Raw genomic sequence first — 19653 nt, forward strand, 5'->3', positions numbered from 1 at the left:
CCCCGCGCCGGGCCGGCGCGCTTGGCTGGCGGCCCCCGCCGCGAACCCACCGGGCTGGCGAACTTGCCGCCCGACTTGCGCGGCGCGCCCGGGCTCGCCTTGCCGCTGGCCTGCCCGCGGTCGAGGACCACCGGCTGGTCCCGCGGCACCAGGTGGCGCGGCGAGGCACCGATCAGGTCGGCGCGGCCCATGGCCCGCAGGGCCTCGCGGATCAGCGGCCAGCCCTCGGGGTCGTGGTAGCGCAGGAGCGCCTTGTGGAGGCGGCGCTGGCGGCCGGACTTGGGGGTGTCCACCGCCTCGGAATCTGCCGACACCTTGCGCAGGGGGTTCTTGCCCGAGTGGTACATGGTGGTGGCCATCGCCATCGGGGTCGGCATGAAGGTCTGCACCTGGTCGAGCTTGAAGCCGCTGGCCTTCAGCCACAGGGCTAGGTTGACCATGTCCTCGTCGGTGGTGCCCGGGTGGGCGGCGATGAAGTAGGGGATCAGGTGCTGCTTCTTGCCGGCTTCTTTGGAGAATTGCTCGAACATCTCCTTGAAGCGCTCGTAGGTGCCGATGCCCGGCTTCATCATCTTGTCGAGGGGGCCATCCTCGGTGTGCTCGGGAGCGATCTTGAGGAGGCCGCCAACGTGGTGGGTGACGAGCTCCTTGACGTATTCGGGGGAGCGCACCGCCAGGTCGTAGCGCAGCCCGGAGCCGATCAGCACCTTCTTGACGCCCGGGATCGCCCGCGCCTTGCGGTACAGGCGGATCAGCGGGCCGTGGTCGGTGCCGAGGTTCTCGCAGATGCCGGGGAACACGCAGGACAGGCGGCGGCACGACGATTCGATCTTAGGGTCCTTGCAGGCCATCCGGTACATGTTGGCGGTGGGGCCGCCGAGGTCCGAGATGGTGCCGGTGAAGCCGGGCGTCTTGTCGCGGATCTCCTCGATCTCCTTGAGGATGGAGGCCTCCGAGCGGCTCTGGATGATGCGCCCCTCGTGCTCGGTGATCGAGCAGAAGGTGCACCCGCCAAAGCAGCCGCGCATGATGTTGATCGAGAAGCGGATCATGTCCCAGGCCGGGATGCGCGCCTCGCCGTAGCTGGGGTGCGGGCGGCGGGCGTAGGGCTGGCCAAAGACCCAGTCCATCTCCTCAGTCGTCAGCGGGATCGGGGGCGGGTTGAGCCACACGTCGCGGCAGCCGGGGCCGACGCCGTGGGCCTGCACCATCGCGCGGGCGTTGCCGGGGTTGGATTCGAGGTGGAAGGTGCGCGAAGCGTGGGCGTACATCACCTTGTTGTCCTTCACCACCTCGTAGGCCGGCAGGCGGATCACCTGGCGGGCTCGGTCGGCCTTGCGGGCGGCGACGCGTTCGGCGGCGGGAACGATGCGCACCGGCTGGGCGCCGGCCGGCAGCGCCGGGGTGGGCGGCGAGGGCTCCATCGCGTAGGGGTCGGGGTGGGGCTCGACGGGGCCGGGGCGGTCGATCAGTGTGGAGTCGATCTCGACCCAGCCCTCCGGGTGCCAGCCCGGCTTGACCATGAAGGCGGTGCCGCGCAGGTCGCGGATGGCTTCGATCGGCTCGCCGGCGGCGAGGCGGTGGGCCAGCGCGATGACGGCCCGCTCGCCGGAGCCGAAGATCAGCAGGTCGGCCTTGGAGTCGGGCAGCACCGAGCGGCGCACCTTCTCGGACCAGTGGTCGTAGTGGGCGATGCGGCGCAGGCTGGCCTCGATGCTGCCGATCACGATGTTGGCGTCGGGGTAGGCCTCGCGGGCACGCTGGGCATACACCACCACGGCACGGTCGGGGCGCTTGTCGGGCAGCGCGTCGGCGGTGTAGGCGTCGTCGGAGCGTGGTTTGCGGTCGGCCGTGTAGCGGTTGATCATCGAGTCCATGTTGCCGGCGGTGATGCCGTAGAACAGGCGCGGCTTGCCCAGCGCCCGGAAGGCGTCGGCCGAGTGCCAGTCGGGCTGGCTGATGATGCCGACCCGGAAGCCCTGGGCCTCGAGGGTGCGGCCGATCAGCGCCATGCCGAAGCTGGGGTGGTCGATGTAGGCGTCGCCGGTGACGACGATGATGTCGCACTCGTCCCAGCCGAGGGCGTCCATCTCGGCCCGGGACATGGGCAGGAAGGGCGCCGGCTTGAGGCCGGGGCGATGGCGGGGATAGCTGAGGAGCGAGGGGGCGGTGCCGGGTTTTTCCATGGGCGCGATTGTACGGGAGGTGGGAAATGGGGAGTAGGAAGTAGGTAGTAGGGAGTGGGAACCCCCCAAAAACCCACTACCCACTCCCCACTACCCACTACCCATCAGACCCCCAGCGCCTCCTTGACCGCCGGCCACTGGCGGCGGCTCACCGGCAGCTGCTCGGGCACCCCGTCGAGCATCACCACCCAGTGGGCCTCGCCGTCCTCGCCGGTGGTGGCGCGGGCGACGCCCTTCACGGCGTGGCGGGCGATCAGGCAGTTGCGGTGGATGCGCAGGAAGCGCTCGGGGAACTCGTCCTCGAGCTGCACCAGGGATTCGTCGAGCAGGTATTCGCGCTCGGCGCTGCGCGCCACCACGTATTTCTGCTCGGCCTTCAGGTAGAGCACCTCGGCCACCGGCACCAGCAGGATGCGGCCGCGCTCGCAGATGCTGAAGTGGCTGCGGATGGCCGGCGCCATCTGGCGCAGGATCTCGTCGGCAGGCGGGCGCAGGCGCCGGGCCTTGGCAATGGCCTCCGCCAGCCGCGCCGCGCGCACCGGCTTGAGCAGGTAATCCACCGCCGCCAGCTCGAAGGCGCGCACCGCGTATTCGTCGTAGGCGGTGGTGAAGATCACCGCCGGCGACTGGGGCAGCCGCCCCAGGTGGCGGGCCAGCTCGATGCCGTCCATGGCCGGCATCCGGATGTCGGTGAGCACCAGGTCGACGGGCTCGCGCTCCAGCACCGCCAGGGCCTCGACGCCGCTGGCCGCCATGCCGGCGATGCGGGTCGGCTGGGTATCGGCGATGTCGCCCAGAAGATCGCGCAGGCGGTCGCGGGCCGGCGCCTCGTCATCGACGATCAGCACCGACAGGGGGGCGAAGTCGGTGCTCATGGGCGAGGCCGCGGCGCCGCGGCGCGGAAGGGCAGCACGATGCGGACGCGGTAGGCGTCGGGCTCCTGCTGGGTGTCGAGGGTGGCTTCAAGGTCGTAGAACAGCATCAGTCGCTCACGGATATTGTCGAGGGCCATGCGGTTGCCCGGCTGCTGGCTGGTCGGGTCGGGCAGCGGGTTGGCAATCTCGATGTGCACCACCGGCCCGCGCCGCGCGATGGTAATCGAAACCGTGCCCGGCCCGACACCCGGCTCGATGCCGTGGAAGACGGCGTTCTCGACCAGCGGCTGGAGCAGGAAGGGCGGCACCAGCGCCGTGTCGGCCGCGGCATCGCGCTGCCAGGCCACCTGCAGGCGCTCGCCCAGGCGCAGGCTCTCGAGGCTCAGGTAGCGCTCGCACAGGGCGAGCTCGTCGGCGAGCGGGATCAGCTCGCGGTTGTCCTGCATCAGCGCGCGGAACAGGTCAGCCAGCTCTTCGAGCGCCTCCTCGGCCCGCCGCGGGTTGGCCCGCAGCACGCCGAGCACGCCGTTGAGGCTGTTGAACAGGAAGTGCGGGCGGATCCGCGCCGTCAGCGCCAGCAGGCGCGCCTCGGCCAGCGCCGGCTCGTGGGCGGCCACGTGGCGGCGAAAGTAAACCAGCACGCACAGCGCCGCCGCCAGCGCCCAGCCCACCACCCGCACCAGGCCGCCATCGGCCGAGGCCAGCAGGCCATGGCTGAAGACGGCGCCCCCGGCCACCACGCCCGCCACCGCCAGCCAGCCCACCACCGCTGCGCAGCGGGCCAGCCACGGCTGGAGCAGGAAAAGGAGCGCCACCGCGAGGATCAGCGGGAATTCCACCCGCATCGCCATGTCCAACAACTCATCAGGCAGCAGCGAGACATCGGCATTGCGCAGCAGCACTGCCACCACCGCCAGCCCGTTCACAAGCAGCAGGATGCGCAGCACGACGCCCAGGTTGCGGAAGTCCGGCAGCGCCCGGGGCGCCTCCGCAGCCCCGGCGAGATGCGGGTTTTGCTTTATAATCATGGGTCAACACATGGGCTGAAAGCGAGTCTCCACGCGATTCTCCGGCCCGCTCCCTCATCGCACAAGGCATTAATTGACATCGACTATGGCAGATCAATCCGCGCCCCAGGACAACCCCGCCAAGGCCTGGTCCGGCCGCTTCTCCGAACCCGTCTCCGATCTGGTCAAGCGCTACACCGCCAGCGTGTTCTTCGACAAGCGCATGGCCGCCCAGGATATCCGCGGCTCGCTGGCCCACGCCAGGATGCTGGCCCGCCAGGGCATCATCGGCGCCACTGATCTCGCCGACATCGAGCGTGGCATGGCGCAGATCATCGCCGAGATCGAGCGCGGCGAGTTTGCCTGGAACCTCGACGACGAGGACGTCCACCTCAACATCGAAAAACGCCTCACCGCGCTGGTCGGCGACGCCGGCAAGCGCCTGCACACCGGCCGCAGCCGCAATGACCAGGTCGCCACCGACATCCGCCTGTGGCTGCGCGACGCCATCGACACCATCCTCGGCCTGATCCGCGAGTTCCAGCTGGCCGTGCTCGAGCTGGCCGAACACCACGCCGACACCCCGCTGCCCGGCTTCACCCACCTGCAGGTCGCCCAGCCGGTCACCTTCGGCCACCACCTGATGGCCTACTTCGAGATGACCCGCCGCGACGCCGAGCGCTTTGCCGACTGCCGCAAGCGGGTCAACCGCCTGCCGCTGGGCGCCGCCGCGCTGGCCGGCACCACCTTCCCGATCGACCGCGAGTTCGTCGCCGCCGAGCTGGGCTTCGACGAGGTGTGCTTCAACTCCCTCGACGCGGTCTCCGATCGCGACTTCGCCATCGAGTTCTGCGCCGCCTCGTCGCTGCTCATGACCCACCTGTCGCGCCTCTCCGAAGAGCTCATCCTGTGGATGAGCCCGCGGGTCGGCTTCATCGACCTGGCCGACCGCTTCTGCACCGGCAGCTCGATCATGCCGCAAAAGAAGAACCCCGACGTGCCCGAGCTGGTGCGTGGCAAGACCGGCCGCGTCAATGGCAGCCTGATCGCCCTGCTGACCCTCATGAAGGGCCAGCCCCTGGCCTACAACAAGGACAACCAGGAAGACAAGGAACCCCTCTTCGACACCGCCGACACCGTCATCGACACCCTGCGCATCTACGCCGACATGATGGGCAGCCGCACCGATGCCGACGGCACGCGTGTGTTCAACGTGCGCGTCAAGCGTGAGGCCATGCGCGCCGCGCTGCGCCAGGGCTACGCCACCGCCACCGACCTCGCCGACTACCTGGTCAAGAAGGGCCTGCCCTTCCGCGACGCCCACGAGGCCGTCGCGCTGGCCGTGCGCGGCGCCGAGAAGCGCGGCATCGACCTGCCCGAGTTCACCCTCGACGAGCTCAAGGCCGAGATGGCCGAGGTGCCCCGCGCCGTGCCGCTGCTCGAGGCCGACGTGGCCCATGTGCTCACCGTCGAAGGCTCCCTCGCCGCCCGCCAGCACATCGGCGGCACCGCCCCCACCCAGGTCCGCGCCGCGATCGCCCGGGCACGGGCAGCCCTGGCCTGAGGCACGCACCATGGAAAGGATCGGCAAGTACGAAATCAGGCGGGTGCTGGGTGAAGGCGCGACCAGCACCGTCTACCTCGGCTACGATCCTTTCGCCCAGAGCGAGGTGGCGATCAAGCGGCTCCACCCGGAGCTGCTGCGCATCACCGACCACACCACCCTCTATCACCACCTGCTGCTCAACGAGGCCGCCCTCGCCGGCAAGCTCCAGCACCCGCACATCGTCCAGATCCACGACGCCGTGATCGAGGACAACGACGCCTACGTGGTGATGGAATACGTCCCCGGTGGCACCCTCGAAGCCTTCACCAGGCCCGGGCACCTGCTGCCCTTCGAGCGCCTCGTCGAGATCGTCTTCAAGTGCACGCGGGCGCTCGACTACGCCTACCTGCAGGGCGTCACCCACCGCGACATCAAGCCGGCCAACATCCTGCTCGTCTCCCCCACCGGCCAGGACATCAAGATCTCCGACTTCGGCGCGGCCATCTTCACCGCCAGCGAAACCACCCAGACCCCCAACCTGGGCTCGCCGGCCTACATGTCGCCCGAACAGGTGCGCGAGCAGCCCATCGACCACCACACCGACATCTACTCGCTGGGCGTCGTGATGTACCAGCTGCTCACCGGGCAGCGCCCCTTCGAAGGCAGCAACAACGCCAGCCTCGCCTACCAGATCGTCCACCACGTTCCGCCGCCGCCCTCCAGCCTGCGCCCCGAGGTCCCACCCGAGCTCGACGCCATCGTGTGCAAGGCAATGCAGCGGGATGTCGACCAGCGCTACGCCACCTGGATGGAGTTCTCCCACGACCTCGCCCAGGCCTACCGCAACCGCAAGCTCGCCCCCGACCGCGTCGAGCTGCCCGAGAGCGAGAAGTTCGAGCGCCTGCGCGCCTTCCACTTCTTCCGCGAATTCAGCGACGTGGAGATCTGGGAGATCGTCCGCCTGTCCGAATGGCGCAGCCTCGAAGTCGGCACCGTCGTCATGAAAGAGGGCGAGCCGGGCAACTATTTCTGTGTGCTCGTCGACGGCCGGCTGCGGGTGCTCAAGCAGGGGCACCTGCTCAACACCCTCTCGCCCGGCGACTGCTTCGGCGAGATGGCGTTGTTCACCGCTGGCCGCGGCGCCCGCACCTCGTCCGTCGAGGCCACCAGCGAAGCCTGCATCCTCACCATCCGGGCGCCCTCGCTGCTGCGCGCCTCGGCGGTGTGCCAGATGCACTTCTACAAGGGCTTCCTGGAAGTCCTTGCCACCCGGCTGTCGGTGGCCAACAGCCGCATCGCCAACGACTGAGCGCGCCGCCCCCCGGCGCCGTCGACGGCCATCGCCGCCCCCCGTTTTACCCGCCGCCTGACCATCCGCCCCATGCGCCACGATGGCGCAGCACGCACCAACCCGGTGCCCGCCACCGGCAGCCGGCCACCCCAGCCTGGCCAGAAACCCCGCCAGATCAAGGCTGCGGTCCTTGGCATGGAACCTGCTAAAGATCATCCAAGCCCGACGGCAGCGCCGCCGCGGGCCCTTTGCCTCCGCCAACGACGGCGGGACCGGAGCGAGCCTGACGCGCCAACGCGCGGCGCTCGCCAGTTCCAACCCGACCTTGATCCGCGTTCCGCGGGGGCCCAGTCAGCCGCGTCACTCACCCCGGTGAGCCAGACGCCCTGATCCTGCATGGCCTCTCCGGGCCCGGACGTGCAGGATTCCCCATGAAAATCATCGTTGTCGGTCACGGCATGGTGGGCCACAAGTTCCTCGAGGAACTCCACCAGCTGAACCTCCCCCACGCCGAAGTCAGCGTGCTGTGCGAAGAACCGCGCCCCGCCTACGACCGGGTGCATCTGTCCGAATTCTTCGCCGGAAAGAGCGCCGAAGACCTGTCCCTGGTGGCACCGGGCTTCTTCGGGCAGACCGGCTTCTCGCTCCGCCTCAAGGCCCGCGCCAGCGCCATCGACCGCCGCAAGAAGACCGTCACCACCGCCGACGGCGAAGTGCTGGCCTACGACAAGCTGGTGCTGGCCACCGGCTCGGTGCCTTTCGTGCCGCCGGTGAGCGGCAACGACCGCGCCGACTGCTTCGTCTATCGCACCATCGAAGACCTCGAAGGCATGACCGAATGCGGCGCCCGCTCGCAAAGCGGCGTGGTGGTGGGCGGCGGCCTGCTCGGCCTCGAATGCGCCAAGGCCCTGCGTGACCTCGGCCTCGAGACCCACGTGGTGGAGTTCGCCCCGCGCCTGATGGCGGTGCAGGTGGATGACGACGGCGGCCGCGTGCTGCGCAGCAAGATCGAAGCCCTCGGCGTGCAGGTGCACACCAACCGCAACACCGTCGAGATCACCGACGGCGCCCGCGCCCGCCACCGCATGGTGTTCGCCGACGGCAGCCACCTCGAGGCCGACATGATCGTGTTCTCCGCCGGCATCCGCCCACGGGACGAGCTGGCCCGCCAGCACGCCCTGGCGGTGGGCGCCCGCGGCGGCATCGCGGTGGACGACCACTGCCGCACCAGCGATCGCGACATCTACGCCATCGGCGAATGCGCGGCCTGGAAGGACCAGACCTTCGGCCTGGTCGCCCCGGGCTACGAAATGGCCCGCGTCGCCGCCCGCCACCTGGCCGGCCAGAGCGACGCCGCCTTCGCCGGCGCCGACATGAGCACCAAGCTCAAGCTGATGGGCGTGGACGTGGCCAGCATCGGCGACGCCCAGGGCAAGACGCCCGGCTGCCGCAGTTTCCGCTACGCCGACGAGCTGAAGCAGATCTACAAGAAGATCGTGACGAGCGCTGACGGCAAGCGGCTGATCGGCGCGGTGCTGGTGGGCAACGCCGACGAATACGGCACCCTCCTGCAGATGGCCCAGAACGGCATCGCGCTGCCGGCTGCGCCGGAGTTCCTGATCCTGCCGGCCAGCGACGGCCAGGCCAAGCCCGGCCTGGGCGTGGATGCCCTGCCCGACAGCGCCCAGATCTGCTCGTGCAACAACGTGAGCAAGGGCCAGATCTGCGCGGCGGTCGAAGGCGGCGCCACCACCATCGGCGAACTCAAGGCCTGCACCAAGGCCGGCGCCACCTGCGGCGGCTGCGTACCGCTGGTCACCCAGGTGATGAAGGCAGAGATGGCCCGCCGCGGGATGGCGGTGAACAACCACCTGTGCGAACACTTCGCCCACTCCCGCCAGGCGCTGTACCACCTCGTCCGCGTGGGCCAGATCAAGACCTTCGACGAACTCCTCGCCCGCCACGGCCAGGGCCTCGGCTGCGACATCTGCAAGCCCACCGCGGCCAGCATCCTCGCCTCGTGCTGGAACGACTTCGTGTTGAAGGACGACCTGGCCAGCCTGCAGGACAGCAACGACTACTTCCTGGGGAACATCCAGAAGGACGGCAGCTACTCGGTGGTGCCGCGCATGGCGGGCGGCGAAGTGACGCCGGACGGCCTGATCGCCGTCGGCCAGGTGGCCAAGAAATACGGCCTCTACACCAAGGTCACCGGCGGCCAGCGGATCGACCTGTTCGGCGCCCGCGTCGAGCAGCTGCCCTTCATCTGGGAAGAGCTGATCGCCGCCGGCTTCGAATCGGGCCACGCCTACGGCAAGAGCCTGCGCACCGTCAAAAGCTGCGTCGGCTCCACCTGGTGCCGCTACGGCGTGGGCGACAGCGTCGGCCTGGCGGTGGAACTCGAGAACCGCTACAAGGGCCTCCGCGCGCCGCACAAGATCAAGTTCGGTGTGTCCGGCTGCACCCGCGAGTGCGCCGAAGCCCAGGGCAAGGACGTGGGCATCATCGCCACCGACAAGGGCTGGAACCTGTATGTGTGCGGCAACGGCGGCATGAAGCCGCGCCACGCCGAGCTGCTGGCCTCCGACCTCAGCAAGGAGGCGCTGGTCCAGCTGATCGACCGCTTCCTGATGTTCTACGTGCGCACCGCCGACCGCCTGCAGCGCACCAGCACCTGGCGCGACAACCTGGAAGGTGGCCTCGACTACCTGAAGGACGTGGTGCTGAACGACAGCCTCGGCCTCGCCGCAGAGCTAGAGGCGCAGATGCAGCACGTGGTGGACAGCTACCAGTGCGAATGGAAGACCGCCGTCACCACCCCCGATGTGCGCAAGCGCTTCCGCTCCTTTGTAAACAGCGACAAGGCCGACGAGCACATCGTCTTCGTCGAGGAGCGCGGCCAGATTCGCCCCGCCCGCCCCGACGAATGCCCCGCCACCCCGGCCACCGGCGACGCCGCCGAGCTCGCCACCACCGCCTGAGGAGCCCCGCCATGAGCATCGAACCCCTCGTCTGGACCACCGTCTGCGCGGTGGACGACATTCTGCCCGACACCGGCGTGTGCGCCCTGGCCGAGGGCCGCCCCGTGGCGGTCTTCCGGGTCGGCCACACCCAGTTCTACGCCATCGACAACGTCGACCCGAAATCCGGCGCCAGCGTGCTGTCGCGGGGCCTGGTCGGCAACCTGGGCAAGCACGTCGTCGTCGCCTCGCCGCTCTACAAGAACCACTTCGACCTCAGCGACGGCGTCTGCCTGGAAGCCCCCGAGCACTCCGTGCGCGCCCACTCGGTGCGGGTCGAGGACGGCCGCGTGCTGGTCGCCCTGGGCTGACGCCTGCCCGAACAACAAGATCGCCTGAACTAAAAAGGAAACAACATGGCCTACCTCGCCCCCGCCGAGTTCGTCACCAAAATGGTGGACGCCGGCGAATCCAAGCTGCTGATGTCCACCCGCGACACCCTGATCCGCGCCTACATGGCCGGCGCCATCCTCGCGCTGGCCGCCGCCTTCGCGGTGACGGTGTCGGTGAACTCCGCCAACCCGCTGATCGGCGCCCTGCTCTTCCCGGTCGGCTTCTGCATGCTCTACCTGCTCGGCTTCGACCTCCTCACCGGCGTGTTCACCCTCGCCCCGCTGGCGGTGTTCGACAAGCGCCCCGGCGCCACCTGGAACGGCGTGCTGCGCAACTGGGGGCTGGTGTTCACCGGCAACTTCGCCGGCGCGCTGACCGTCGCGGTGTTCATGGCCATCATCTTCACCAACGGCTTCACCGAGGCCCCCAACGCCGTCGGCCAGAAGATCGGCCACATCGGCGAGGGGCGTACCGTCGGCTACGCCGCCCACGGCGCCGCCGGCATGCTCACGCTGTTCGTGCGCGCGGTGATGTGCAACTGGATGGTGTCCACCGGCGTGGTCGCCGCGATGATGTCCACCAGCGTGTCGGGCAAGGTCATCGCCATGTGGATGCCGATCCTGGTGTTCTTCTACATGGGCTTCGAGCACAGCATCGTCAACATGTACCTGTTCCCGTCGGGCCTGATGCTGGGCGGCAACTTCACCTTCATGGACTACATGATCTGGAACGAGATCCCCACCGTGCTGGGCAACCTGGTGGGCGGCCTGACCTTCGTCGGCGCCACGCTGTACTCCACCCACTACAAGACCGCGCCCAAGCGCCGCGCCGCCTGAGCGCCCGCGCCGGCCGAGGGGCACATCCCATGACTGCACGCTTGCGGGTGACCCTCGGCCAGGCGTCCCTGGTCGGCGCCCACGACACCAACCAGGACTTCCACGGCGCCCTCCTGCCCGAAGGGCACCTGCTCGCCAGCAAAGGCATCGCCCTGGCCATCGCCGACGGCATCAGCTCCAGCGCGGTGAGCCAGCTGGCCAGCCAGACCGCAGTGCGCAGCTTTCTCGACGACTACTACGCCACCTCCGAAGCCTGGTCGGTACGCCGGGCCGTCGAGCGGGTGCTGGGCGCGCTGAATTCATGGCTGCACGCCCAGACCCAGGCCAGCGACGCCCGCTTCGAAAAAGACCGCGGCCACGTGTGCACCTTCAGCGCGCTGATCCTCAAGGGGCGCGAACTGCACCTCGTGCATGTGGGCGACTCGCGGATCTACCGCCTCCACGCCCAGGCCCTCGAACAGCTCACCGACGACCACCGGGTGCGCCTGTCGTCCACCGAGTCCTACCTCGGCCGCGCCCTCGGCACCGGCCCCCACGTGGAGATCGACTACCGCAGCTGGGAGGCCGAGCCCGGCGAGATCTACCTGCTGGCCACCGACGGCGCCTACACCCACCTCGACGCAGCGGCAGTGCACGACGCCGTGGCCCGCCACCCGGGCGACTTCGACGCCGCCGCCGTGTGGCTCACCCAGCAGGCCCGGGCCTGCGGCAGCAGCGACGACGCGACCCTGCAGCTCCTGCGCATCGACGCCCTCCCCGAGCCCGGCGCCTCTCACCCGCAGCTGCGCCGGGACGGCCTCGCCCTGCCGCCGCCGCTGGCCCCGCGGGCGGAGTTCGAGGGTTTCACCATCGTGCGCGAGCTGCAGCAGAGCGCCCGCAGCCACGTCTATCTGGCCACCGACACGGCAAGCCAGCGGCCGGTGGTGCTGAAGACCCCGTCGGTCGAACGGCGCGAGGACAGCGCCTACCTGGACGGATTCGTGCTGGAGGAGTGGGTCGCCCGCCGGGTGGACAGCCCCCACGTCATCAAAGCCTGGCCCGACGATCGCCGGCGGGCCCACCTCTATGTGGCGATGGAATACATCGACGGCCAGACCCTCGCCCAGTGGATGGCCGACAACCCGGAGCCCTCGCTGGCCAGCGTGCGCACCATCGTCGAGCAGCTCGCCCAGGGCCTGCAGGCCCTGCACCGGCGCGAGATGCTGCACCAGGACCTGCGCCCCGAGAACGTGATGATCGACGGGCAGGGCACCGTCAAGCTCATCGACCTCGCCACCGTCCACGTCGCGGGGCTGGACGAGATGCACGGCTACGCCGCTGCCGACCCGGTGCCCGGCGCGCTGCAGTACGCGGCCCCCGAATACCTGCTCGGCCAGGGCGGCAGCCCGCAGTCCGACCTGTTCTCGCTGGCCGTCGTCACCTACCGGATGCTCGGCGGGCAGCTCCCCTACGGGCTGGACCTCGCCAGGGCCCGCGCCCCGGCCGATGTGCGCAGGCTGCGCTACATCCCCCTGCGCCACCACCGACCCGACCTGCCGGCCTGGCTGGACGCGGTGCTAGGCAAGGCCCTGCAGGCCGACGCGGCCCGGCGCCAGGCGGTGATCTCGGAGTTCATCCACGACCTGCGCGCGCCGGGGCAGCAGTTTCGCAGCCAGCGCCCGCCCCCGCTGATCGAGCGCAACCCGGTGCTGTTCTGGCAAGCCTCGACCCTGGTGCTGGCCCTCGTCGCGCTGGCGCTGGCCTTCCGGCAGGCGTAAAAAAAAGCAGCCGAAGCTGCTTTTTTTACGGGTAGCACAGGACGCTCAGGCCATCTCGGCCAGCATCTGGCGCAGCTCGCCGGACTCGTACATCTCGCGCATGATGTCGGAGCCGCCGATGAACTCGCCCTTGATGTAGAGCTGGGGGATCGTCGGCCAGTTGGCGTATTGCTTGATGCCCTGGCGGATGTTCTCGTCGGCGAGCACATCCACGGCCAGCACTTCACGGGCGCCGCAGGCCTGCAGGATCTGAACGGCGGTGGAGGAGAAGCCGCAGCGCGGCATCTGGGGAGTGCCCTTCATGTACAGCACCACCGGGTTGGAGGTGACTTGTTCGTGAATGATCTTTTGAACGTCCATCGTGATCTCGCTAATAGTTGAGCAATTCAGTCGGGAAAGTCTAGGCTTGCCGGGCGCCCGCGTCAACACCACGGAGGGGGTAGCGGCCCAGGGTGACCCGCTCGATGCCGGCCAGGTCGCGGGCCGAGGCCACCGCAACGAAGCCTTCGGCCTGCAGCAGCACGCGCACCGCGGCAGCCTGGTCGTAGCCGTGCTCCATCAGCAGCCAGCCGCCCGGCGCCAGGAAGGCCGGCGCGGCGGCGGCGATCCGCGTGAGGTCGTCCAGCCCGCTGCGGCCCGAGGCGAGGGCCGTGCGCGGCTCGAAGCGCACGTCGCCCTCGGCCAGGTGGGGGTCGTCGTCGACGATGTAGGGCGGGTTGCTGACGATGAAATCAAAACGCGCTGCACCCACCGCGGCGAACCAGTCGCTCTCGACAAAACTCACCTGCGCGCCGAGGGCCGCCGCGTTGCCCCGGGCGACCGCCAGCGCGGTGGGCGACAGATCGACCGCGGTGACCCACGCCGCCGGGATCTCGAGGGCCAGCGTGACGGCCAGCGCGCCGCTGCCCGTGCCGAGGTCGAGGATGGCCGGCGCCGCCTCCGGGGCGATGCGGGCCTTGACGAGGTCGACGATCAGCTCGGTCTCGGGCCGCGGGATCAGCACCGCCGGCGAAACGCCGAAGCGGCGGCCGTAGAACTCCCGCTCGCCGAGCAGGTAGGCCACCGGCTCGCCGGCCGCGCGGCGGTCGAGGAGTTCGACGTAACGGGCGGCCTGTTCGGCGGCGAGCCCACGCTCGGGGTAGGCCGCCACCTGGGCCGCCGTGCAGCCGGTGACTTCGCGGAGGAACATCCGCGCCTCGCCGGCCGGGATGCGCCCCCGCGCGGCGGCCAGCGCCTCGCCAAGGGTGGCCGGCAGCTCAGCCATTCTCGTCGGCAAGCTGGGCGAGCAGCTCGGCCTGGTGTTCGGCGGTGAGGGCGGCGGTGACCTCATCGAGCTCGCCCTGCATCACCGCGTCGAGCTTGTAGAGGGTGAGGTTGATGCGGTGGTCGGTGAGCCGGCCCTGGGGGAAGTTGTAGGTGCGGATGCGCTCGGAGCGGTCGCCGCTGCCCACCAGGCTCTTGCGGGTGGCGGCCTCTTTGGCCTGCTGCTCGCGCACCTGGATGTCCTTGATGCGGGCCGCCAGCACGCGCAGGGCCGAGGCCTTGTTCTGGTGCTGGGAGCGCCCGTCCTGGCATTCGGCGACGATGCCGGTGGGGAGGTGGGTGATGCGCACCGCCGAGTCGGTCTTGTTGATGTGCTGGCCGCCAGCCCCGGAGGCGCGGAAGGTGTCGATGCGCAGGTCGGCCGGGTTGAGCTCGACTTCGCCCACCTCGTCAGCCTCGGGCATCACCGCCACGGTGCACGCCGAGGTGTGGATGCGGCCCTGGGTTTCGGTGGCCGGCACGCGCTGCACCCGGTGGCCACCGGACTCGAACTTGAGCTTGCTGTAAGCGCCATTGCCCGCCACGCGGACAATGGCCTCTTTATAGCCGCCCAGCTCGGAGTCGCTGGCCGAGATGATCTCGACGCGCCAGCCCTGGCGCTCGGCGTAGCGGGTGTACATGCGCAGCAGGTCGCCGGCAAACAAGGCCGCCTCGTCGCCGCCGGTGCCGGCGCGGATCTCGAGGAAGATGTTGCGCTCGTCGTTGGGGTCGCGGGGCAGCAGGGCGGCCTGAAGCTCGGCGTCGATGCGCGCCTGGGCTTCCAGCGCCGATTCGAGTTCGGCGGCGGCGAGCTCCTTCATCTCGGGGTCGGAGAGGAGCTCGCGGGCGGTGGCCTCGTCTTCCAGGGCCCGGCAGTAATCGCGGTAGAGGCCCACCACCGGCGTGATCTCGGCGTGCTCGCGGGTGAGCTTGCGGTAGTTGTCCATGTCGCTGGCCGCCTCGCTGGTGGCGAGCAGGCGGTCGAGCTCCTGCAGACGGTCGGCGAGGTTGTCCAGCTTGTCGCGGATGCGCTGTTTCATGGGATGAGGGCCCGCGGTGGCGGGCATGGCAGACCCCGACCCGGCAGGCTAGTGGTCGCGGTGGAGGTTGAAGAGGCGCTGCACCAGCTCGGCGCAGTCGCCGTGCAGTTCGCCCTCGGCGTCGTTGAGGAAGCGCGTCGGGGCGTGGATGAGCTTGTTGGTGAGGCCCTGGCTGAGGGCTTCGAGCACCTTGTGGGGGTCTTCGCCCCTGGCCAGCAGGCGGGTGGCGCGCTCGAGCTCGGCTCGGCGCAGGGCGTCGGCGTGCTGGCGCAGGGCGCGGATGGTGGGCACCGTGCCACGGCTGTCGAGCCAGTGCAGGAAGCCGTCGACCCGCTCGTCGATGATGCCCTCGGCCTCGATCACCGCCGCCTGGCGGGATTCGAGGCCCGAATCGACAACCTTGGCGAGATCGTCGACGGTGTACAGGAACACGTCGCCCGAGGCGGCCACCTCGGCTTCGATGTCCCGGGGCACGGCGAGGTCGACCATCACCATCGGGCGGTGGCGACGGGCCTTGAGGGCGCGCTCGACCATGCCGAGGCCGATGATGGGCAGCGGGCTGCCGGTGCACGAGACGACGATGTCGTAGCCAGCCAGCACCTCGGCCACCTGGTCGAGGCGGATCACGTCGGCGCCGAAGCGGGCGGCCAGCGCCTCGGCACGGGCCGCGGTGCGGTTGGCGATGGTCACCTTGCGCGGCTGCTCGCCGCAAAAGTGGGCAGCGCACAGCTCGATCATCTCGCCGGCGCCGATGAAGAGCACGCGCTGGTCGCGCACGCTCTCGAAGATGCGCTCGGACAGATGCACCGCAGCGGCGGCCATCGACACGATGTTGGCGCCGATGGCGGTGGTGGAGCGCACCTCTTTGGCCACCGAGAAGCTGCGCTGGAAGAGCTTGTGCAGCGTGGAGCCGAGGGTGCCGGCCTGCTCGGCGTGGCGCACGGCGTCCTTCACCTGGCCGAGGATCTGCGGCTCGCCGATGACCATCGAGTCGAGCCCGCTGGCCACCCGGAAGACGTGCCGGATGGCGTCGCGCTGGGGGAAGGTGTACAGGTAGGGCGACAGATCCTGCAGCGCCACCCGGTGATATTCGGCGAACCAGTCGGCGGCGTGCTGGGGGTGCTCGGTGGCGAAGTAGAGCTCGGTGCGGTTGCAGGTGGAGAGGATCGCCGCCTCCTTCACCGGTTTGGCCCGCACCAGGTCGGCCAGCGCCTCGGTGAGCAGCTCTGGCCGAAAGGCCACCTGCTCGCGGATGGCGACGGGCGCAGTATGATGGTTGAGTCCGAGGGCGAAGAGTTGCATGCGCGACACCGGGTCGAGCCGAAATTTTCAACCCGCGAGTATATCACCCCGACTTTTTCGGGTAACGACGGGCTTCCCTGATGGCGGAGCCCGGGCAGGTCTGCTGCCCGGGCTCCGCCCGCCGCTCAGCCCGGCCCCAGGCCGACCGGCGCCGGGGCGATGTTGACGATCTTCGAGAAGAGCTGCTCGTACTCCCCGGCCGGGCCGCTCCAGGGGTTGTCGTTGGCGAGGAAGGCGGCGTCGATGGCAGCCCAGTCGTCGGCCTGCAGGTCGCGCTCGGCGAGGGGGAAGATCTCGTGCTCCTCGGCGTTCATGTGCCGCCACTCGGCGTCGATGTATTCGACGACCGCCGCCTGGAAGCCCGCAAAGCCGGCCGGGCCGCGCTGCTCGTAGGCCTCCAGCGCCGCCTCGAGGGCGCGGATGCGCGCGTCGCCGATGCGGTGCTCGGCCTCCAGCCGCTCAATCACCGGCACGGCCTCGGGGCAGCGCAGGCGCAGGCGGGCAAAGAGGTATTGGTCTTCCTTCGGGTGGTGGACCTTCTCGGGCACCTTGTCGATGTACGCGATCATCTTCCGGAACAGCCCGAAGTCGGGCTTGATGCGGCCCTTGGCGATGCCGTCGACGAGCTGCCGCAGGCCGTTGAGCATGGCCGCCAGGGCGCGGTGCTCGGCGTGGATGATGCTCAGGGATTTCTTCATGATGGGCTCCTTTCCTTAGACGCCGAGGTGCTTCTGGATCAGGCCGGGGTCTTCGCGCACCTGCTCGCTGCTGCCGTCGAAGACGACCTCGCCCTTCACCAGGATCATCGCCCGGTCGCAGATCGAGGTGACCGCCGAGTGGTTCTTGTCGACGATCATGGTGGCGATGCCAGTCTTGCGGATCTCCTTGACGATGCGCCAGATCTCGAGGGCGATCAGCGGCGCGAGGCCCTCGGTGGCTTCGTCGAGGATCAGCAGGTCGGGGTTGGTCATCAGCGCGCGGCCGATGGTGAGCATCTGCTGCTCGCCGCCCGACAGCTGCCAGCCGCCGTTGTTGATACGCTCGCCGAGGCGCGGGAAGGTCGCCATCACCCGGTCGAAGGTCCATTCCCGCTGGCCGTCGACGCCGGCGCGGGCGGCCATCTGCAGGTTTTCGCGCACCGACAGGTTGGGGAAGATGCCGCGCCCCTCCGGCACGTAGGCGATGCCGCGCTGCACGGTGCGGTAGGTGGGCGCGCGGGTGAAGTCGTCGCCGCGCACCAGGATGCGGCCGTGGCGCGGGCGCACGATGCCCAGCATGCTCTTGATGAGCGTGGTCTTGCCCATGCCGTTGCGGCCCATCAGCGCGATGCCCTCGCCCTGGCGGATGTGGAAGTCGATGCCGTGCAGGATGTGGCTGGCACCATAGTAGGTGTGCAGCTCCTTGGCCTCGAGCAGCATGTTAGACATGGAAGCTATCCTCCTGGCCCAGGTAGGCCTCCTGAACGGCGATGCTGGCGCGGATCTGCGCCGGGGGCCCGGACTCGAGCACCTGGCCGTTGACCATCACGGTAATGGTGTCGGCGACGGCAAAGACGGCGTCCATGTCGTGCTCGACGAGCAGGATCGCCCGCGTCTCGCGCAGGCGCTTGAGCACATCGACCATCTTGGCCGATTCCTCCGAGCCCATGCCGGCCAGCGGCTCGTCGAGGAGCAGCACCTGGGCGTCGGTGGCCAGCACCATCGCAATCTCGAGCTGGCGCTGCGCGCCGTGGCTCATCACCCCGGCCAGGCGCCCTTCGTTGCCGGCCAGGCCGGCCTCGGCGATGCAGGCCATGGCCTTGTCGATGGACCACTGCTGCTTCATCGCCTGGCTGAAGATCCGCCAGGGTTGCTGGCGGCGCGATTGCGCGGCCAGACGCACGTTCTCGAGCACCGTGAACTTGGGGAAGATGTTGGTGCGCTGGTAGCTGCGCCCGATGCCCACCAGCGAGCGCTGGGCGGCAGTGAGGCCGCTGATGTCGCGCCCCTGGAACAGGATGCGCCCCGAGCTCGGCGGCAGGTCGCCCGACAGCATGTTGATGCAGGTGGACTTGCCGGCGCCGTTGGGGCCGAGCAGCGCGTGCAGCTGGCCCCGCGCCAGGGTCAGGCAGACGTCCTGGTTGGCCAGCAGGCCACCGAAGCGCCGGGTGATCTTGTCGGCCACCAGCAGGGCTTCCGGGTTGCGTGAATCAGTCATTGGCGGAACCTCCCTGAAGCGCCCGCTTGATGCGCCCAGGCACCGCAGACAAGCCGCCCGGCATGAACAGCACGGCGGCAACGATCAACAAGCCCATGGCGAGCTGCCAGTGCTTGGTCCACATCGAGAACACCTCCTGCATCGCGACGAAGGCGAAGGCCCCGGCCACCGCCCCCACCAGGTTGCCCATGCCGCCGAGGATCACCATCAGCAGCACGTTGCCCGACTGGTGCCAGGACATCAGCTCCGGCGTGACGAAGCCGAACACCACCGAGTACAGGAAACCCGCCACGCCGCCCAGCCCGCCGGCCAGCGCGAAGGCCGCCAGCTTGTAGCGGAAGGTCACGTAGCCCAGCGACTGCATGCGGTGCTCGTTGCTCTTGATGCCCACCAGCACGCGGCCGAAGGGTGACTGGAGGACACGGGCCAGGAACAGGTAGACCAGCACCAGCATCGCCAGGATGAAGTAGTACAGGTGGGTGGGGTTGTCGAGGTCGAAGGGCATGAAGCCCGCGATCTCGGCCGTCGGCTTGACGTTGAGGTAGAGGCCGTCGGAGCCACCGCCCAGCGGCGTGTCGTGGAACACATAAAAGAACATCTGGGCGAAGGCCAGCGTCACCATGATGAAGTAGATGCCCTTGGTGCGCAGCACGAAGATGCCCACCACCAGCGCCGCCAGCGCCGCCAGCCCCACCGAGGCGGGCAGCACGTACCACAGGCTGGCCGCCTCGTATTTGGGCGACAGCAGCGCCACCGCATAGGCAGCGACGCCGAAATAGGCCGCGTGGCCGAAGCTCACCAGCCCGGTGAAGCCCACCAGCAGGTCGAGGCTCATCGCGAAGATGGCCATCACCAGGGTCTTGGCAATCAGCTCGGTGTAGAAGTCGGCGCCAGCCAGCGGGACGCAGGCGAGCCCCACCAGCGCCAGCAGCTTGAAGGCCATGGAAGTGTCGAATTTCATT

At 69.2% G+C, this 19653-nt stretch carries 17 protein-coding genes; 6 read left to right on the forward strand and 11 right to left on the reverse strand.

Features of this window, described 5'->3' with window-relative positions; translation table 11 throughout:
• The 3 genes from ZRA01_RS06170 to ZRA01_RS06180 form a co-directional block, all read right to left on the reverse strand.
• Positions 1–2186 (reverse strand): YgiQ family radical SAM protein (locus ZRA01_RS06170; protein ID WP_141350322.1); only part of this gene is annotated, 2186 nt, incomplete at its 3' end.
• 104 nt (positions 2187–2290) lie between these two features.
• The gene (locus tag ZRA01_RS06175; RefSeq protein WP_141350324.1) at positions 2291–3061 is read right to left on the reverse strand and encodes a LytR/AlgR family response regulator transcription factor; all 771 of its coding nucleotides are present in this window, start codon (positions 3059–3061) and stop codon (positions 2291–2293) included.
• Entirely contained in the window at positions 3058–4089 is a 1032-nt protein-coding gene (locus ZRA01_RS06180; RefSeq protein WP_141350326.1) for a sensor histidine kinase, read from the reverse strand. The genes ZRA01_RS06175 and ZRA01_RS06180 overlap by 4 nt, the downstream gene beginning before the upstream one ends.
• An 85-nt stretch (positions 4090–4174) precedes the next feature.
• On the opposite strand from ZRA01_RS06180, the gene argH reads away from it, so the two are divergent.
• From argH to ZRA01_RS06210, 6 genes are all read left to right on the forward strand, one after another.
• The gene (argH, locus tag ZRA01_RS06185; RefSeq protein WP_141350328.1) at positions 4175–5632 is read left to right on the forward strand and encodes an argininosuccinate lyase; all 1458 of its coding nucleotides are present in this window, start codon (positions 4175–4177) and stop codon (positions 5630–5632) included.
• Positions 5633–5642: 10 nt separating this feature from the next.
• On the forward strand, positions 5643–6923 hold the full coding sequence (locus ZRA01_RS06190; RefSeq protein WP_141350330.1) for a protein kinase domain-containing protein: 1281 nt from the start codon (positions 5643–5645) through the stop codon (positions 6921–6923).
• Positions 6924–7336: 413 nt separating this feature from the next.
• Entirely contained in the window at positions 7337–9886 is a 2550-nt protein-coding gene (nirB, locus tag ZRA01_RS06195; protein WP_141350332.1) for a nitrite reductase large subunit NirB, read from the forward strand.
• A gap of 11 nt (positions 9887–9897) precedes the next feature.
• Positions 9898–10236 (forward strand): nitrite reductase small subunit NirD, encoded by a 339-nt coding sequence (gene nirD, locus ZRA01_RS06200; protein ID WP_141350334.1) that lies wholly within the window; start codon positions 9898–9900, stop codon positions 10234–10236.
• Positions 10237–10281: 45 nt separating this feature from the next.
• Entirely contained in the window at positions 10282–11094 is an 813-nt protein-coding gene (locus ZRA01_RS06205) for a formate/nitrite transporter family protein (RefSeq protein ID WP_141350336.1), read from the forward strand.
• 29 nt (positions 11095–11123) lie between these two features.
• The gene (locus ZRA01_RS06210) at positions 11124–12851 is read left to right on the forward strand and encodes a bifunctional protein-serine/threonine kinase/phosphatase (RefSeq protein WP_141350338.1); all 1728 of its coding nucleotides are present in this window, start codon (positions 11124–11126) and stop codon (positions 12849–12851) included.
• A 45-nt stretch (positions 12852–12896) separates the two neighbouring features.
• On the opposite strand, the gene grxD is transcribed toward ZRA01_RS06210, so the two are convergent.
• The 8 genes from grxD to ZRA01_RS06250 all read right to left on the reverse strand — a co-directional run bounded on the left by grxD (position 12897) and on the right by ZRA01_RS06250 (position 19652).
• On the reverse strand, positions 12897–13211 hold the full coding sequence (grxD, locus tag ZRA01_RS06215) for a Grx4 family monothiol glutaredoxin (protein WP_141350340.1): 315 nt from the start codon (positions 13209–13211) through the stop codon (positions 12897–12899).
• Positions 13212–13251: 40 nt separating this feature from the next.
• Positions 13252–14115: a peptide chain release factor N(5)-glutamine methyltransferase gene (gene prmC, locus ZRA01_RS06220; RefSeq protein WP_141350342.1), complete on the reverse strand. Its 864-nt coding sequence runs from the start codon at positions 14113–14115 to the stop codon at positions 13252–13254.
• Positions 14108–15193: a peptide chain release factor 1 gene (gene prfA, locus ZRA01_RS06225; RefSeq protein ID WP_141350344.1), complete on the reverse strand. Its 1086-nt coding sequence runs from the start codon at positions 15191–15193 to the stop codon at positions 14108–14110. The genes prmC and prfA overlap by 8 nt, the downstream gene beginning before the upstream one ends.
• A gap of 48 nt (positions 15194–15241) precedes the next feature.
• Positions 15242–16495 carry a glutamyl-tRNA reductase gene (hemA, locus tag ZRA01_RS06230; RefSeq protein ID WP_141350346.1) on the reverse strand — a complete coding sequence of 418 codons (1254 nt, stop codon included), beginning with the start codon at positions 16493–16495 and terminating at the stop codon, positions 15242–15244.
• A 125-nt stretch (positions 16496–16620) separates the two neighbouring features.
• Positions 16621–17193 carry a hemerythrin domain-containing protein gene (locus ZRA01_RS06235; RefSeq protein ID WP_246093295.1) on the reverse strand — a complete coding sequence of 191 codons (573 nt, stop codon included), beginning with the start codon at positions 17191–17193 and terminating at the stop codon, positions 16621–16623.
• A gap of 15 nt (positions 17194–17208) precedes the next feature.
• Positions 17209–17922 carry an ABC transporter ATP-binding protein gene (locus ZRA01_RS06240; protein WP_141350350.1) on the reverse strand — a complete coding sequence of 238 codons (714 nt, stop codon included), beginning with the start codon at positions 17920–17922 and terminating at the stop codon, positions 17209–17211.
• A complete protein-coding gene (locus ZRA01_RS06245; protein ID WP_141350352.1) occupies positions 17915–18691 on the reverse strand; it encodes an ABC transporter ATP-binding protein in 777 nt (258 codons plus the stop codon). The genes ZRA01_RS06240 and ZRA01_RS06245 overlap by 8 nt, the downstream gene beginning before the upstream one ends.
• Positions 18684–19652: a branched-chain amino acid ABC transporter permease gene (locus ZRA01_RS06250; RefSeq protein ID WP_141350354.1), complete on the reverse strand. Its 969-nt coding sequence runs from the start codon at positions 19650–19652 to the stop codon at positions 18684–18686. The genes ZRA01_RS06245 and ZRA01_RS06250 overlap by 8 nt, the downstream gene beginning before the upstream one ends.
• Position 19653: the final 1 nt, after the last annotated feature.

This window comes from Zoogloea ramigera, assembly GCF_006539865.1.
Lineage (GTDB): Bacteria > Pseudomonadota > Gammaproteobacteria > Burkholderiales > Rhodocyclaceae > Zoogloea > Zoogloea ramigera.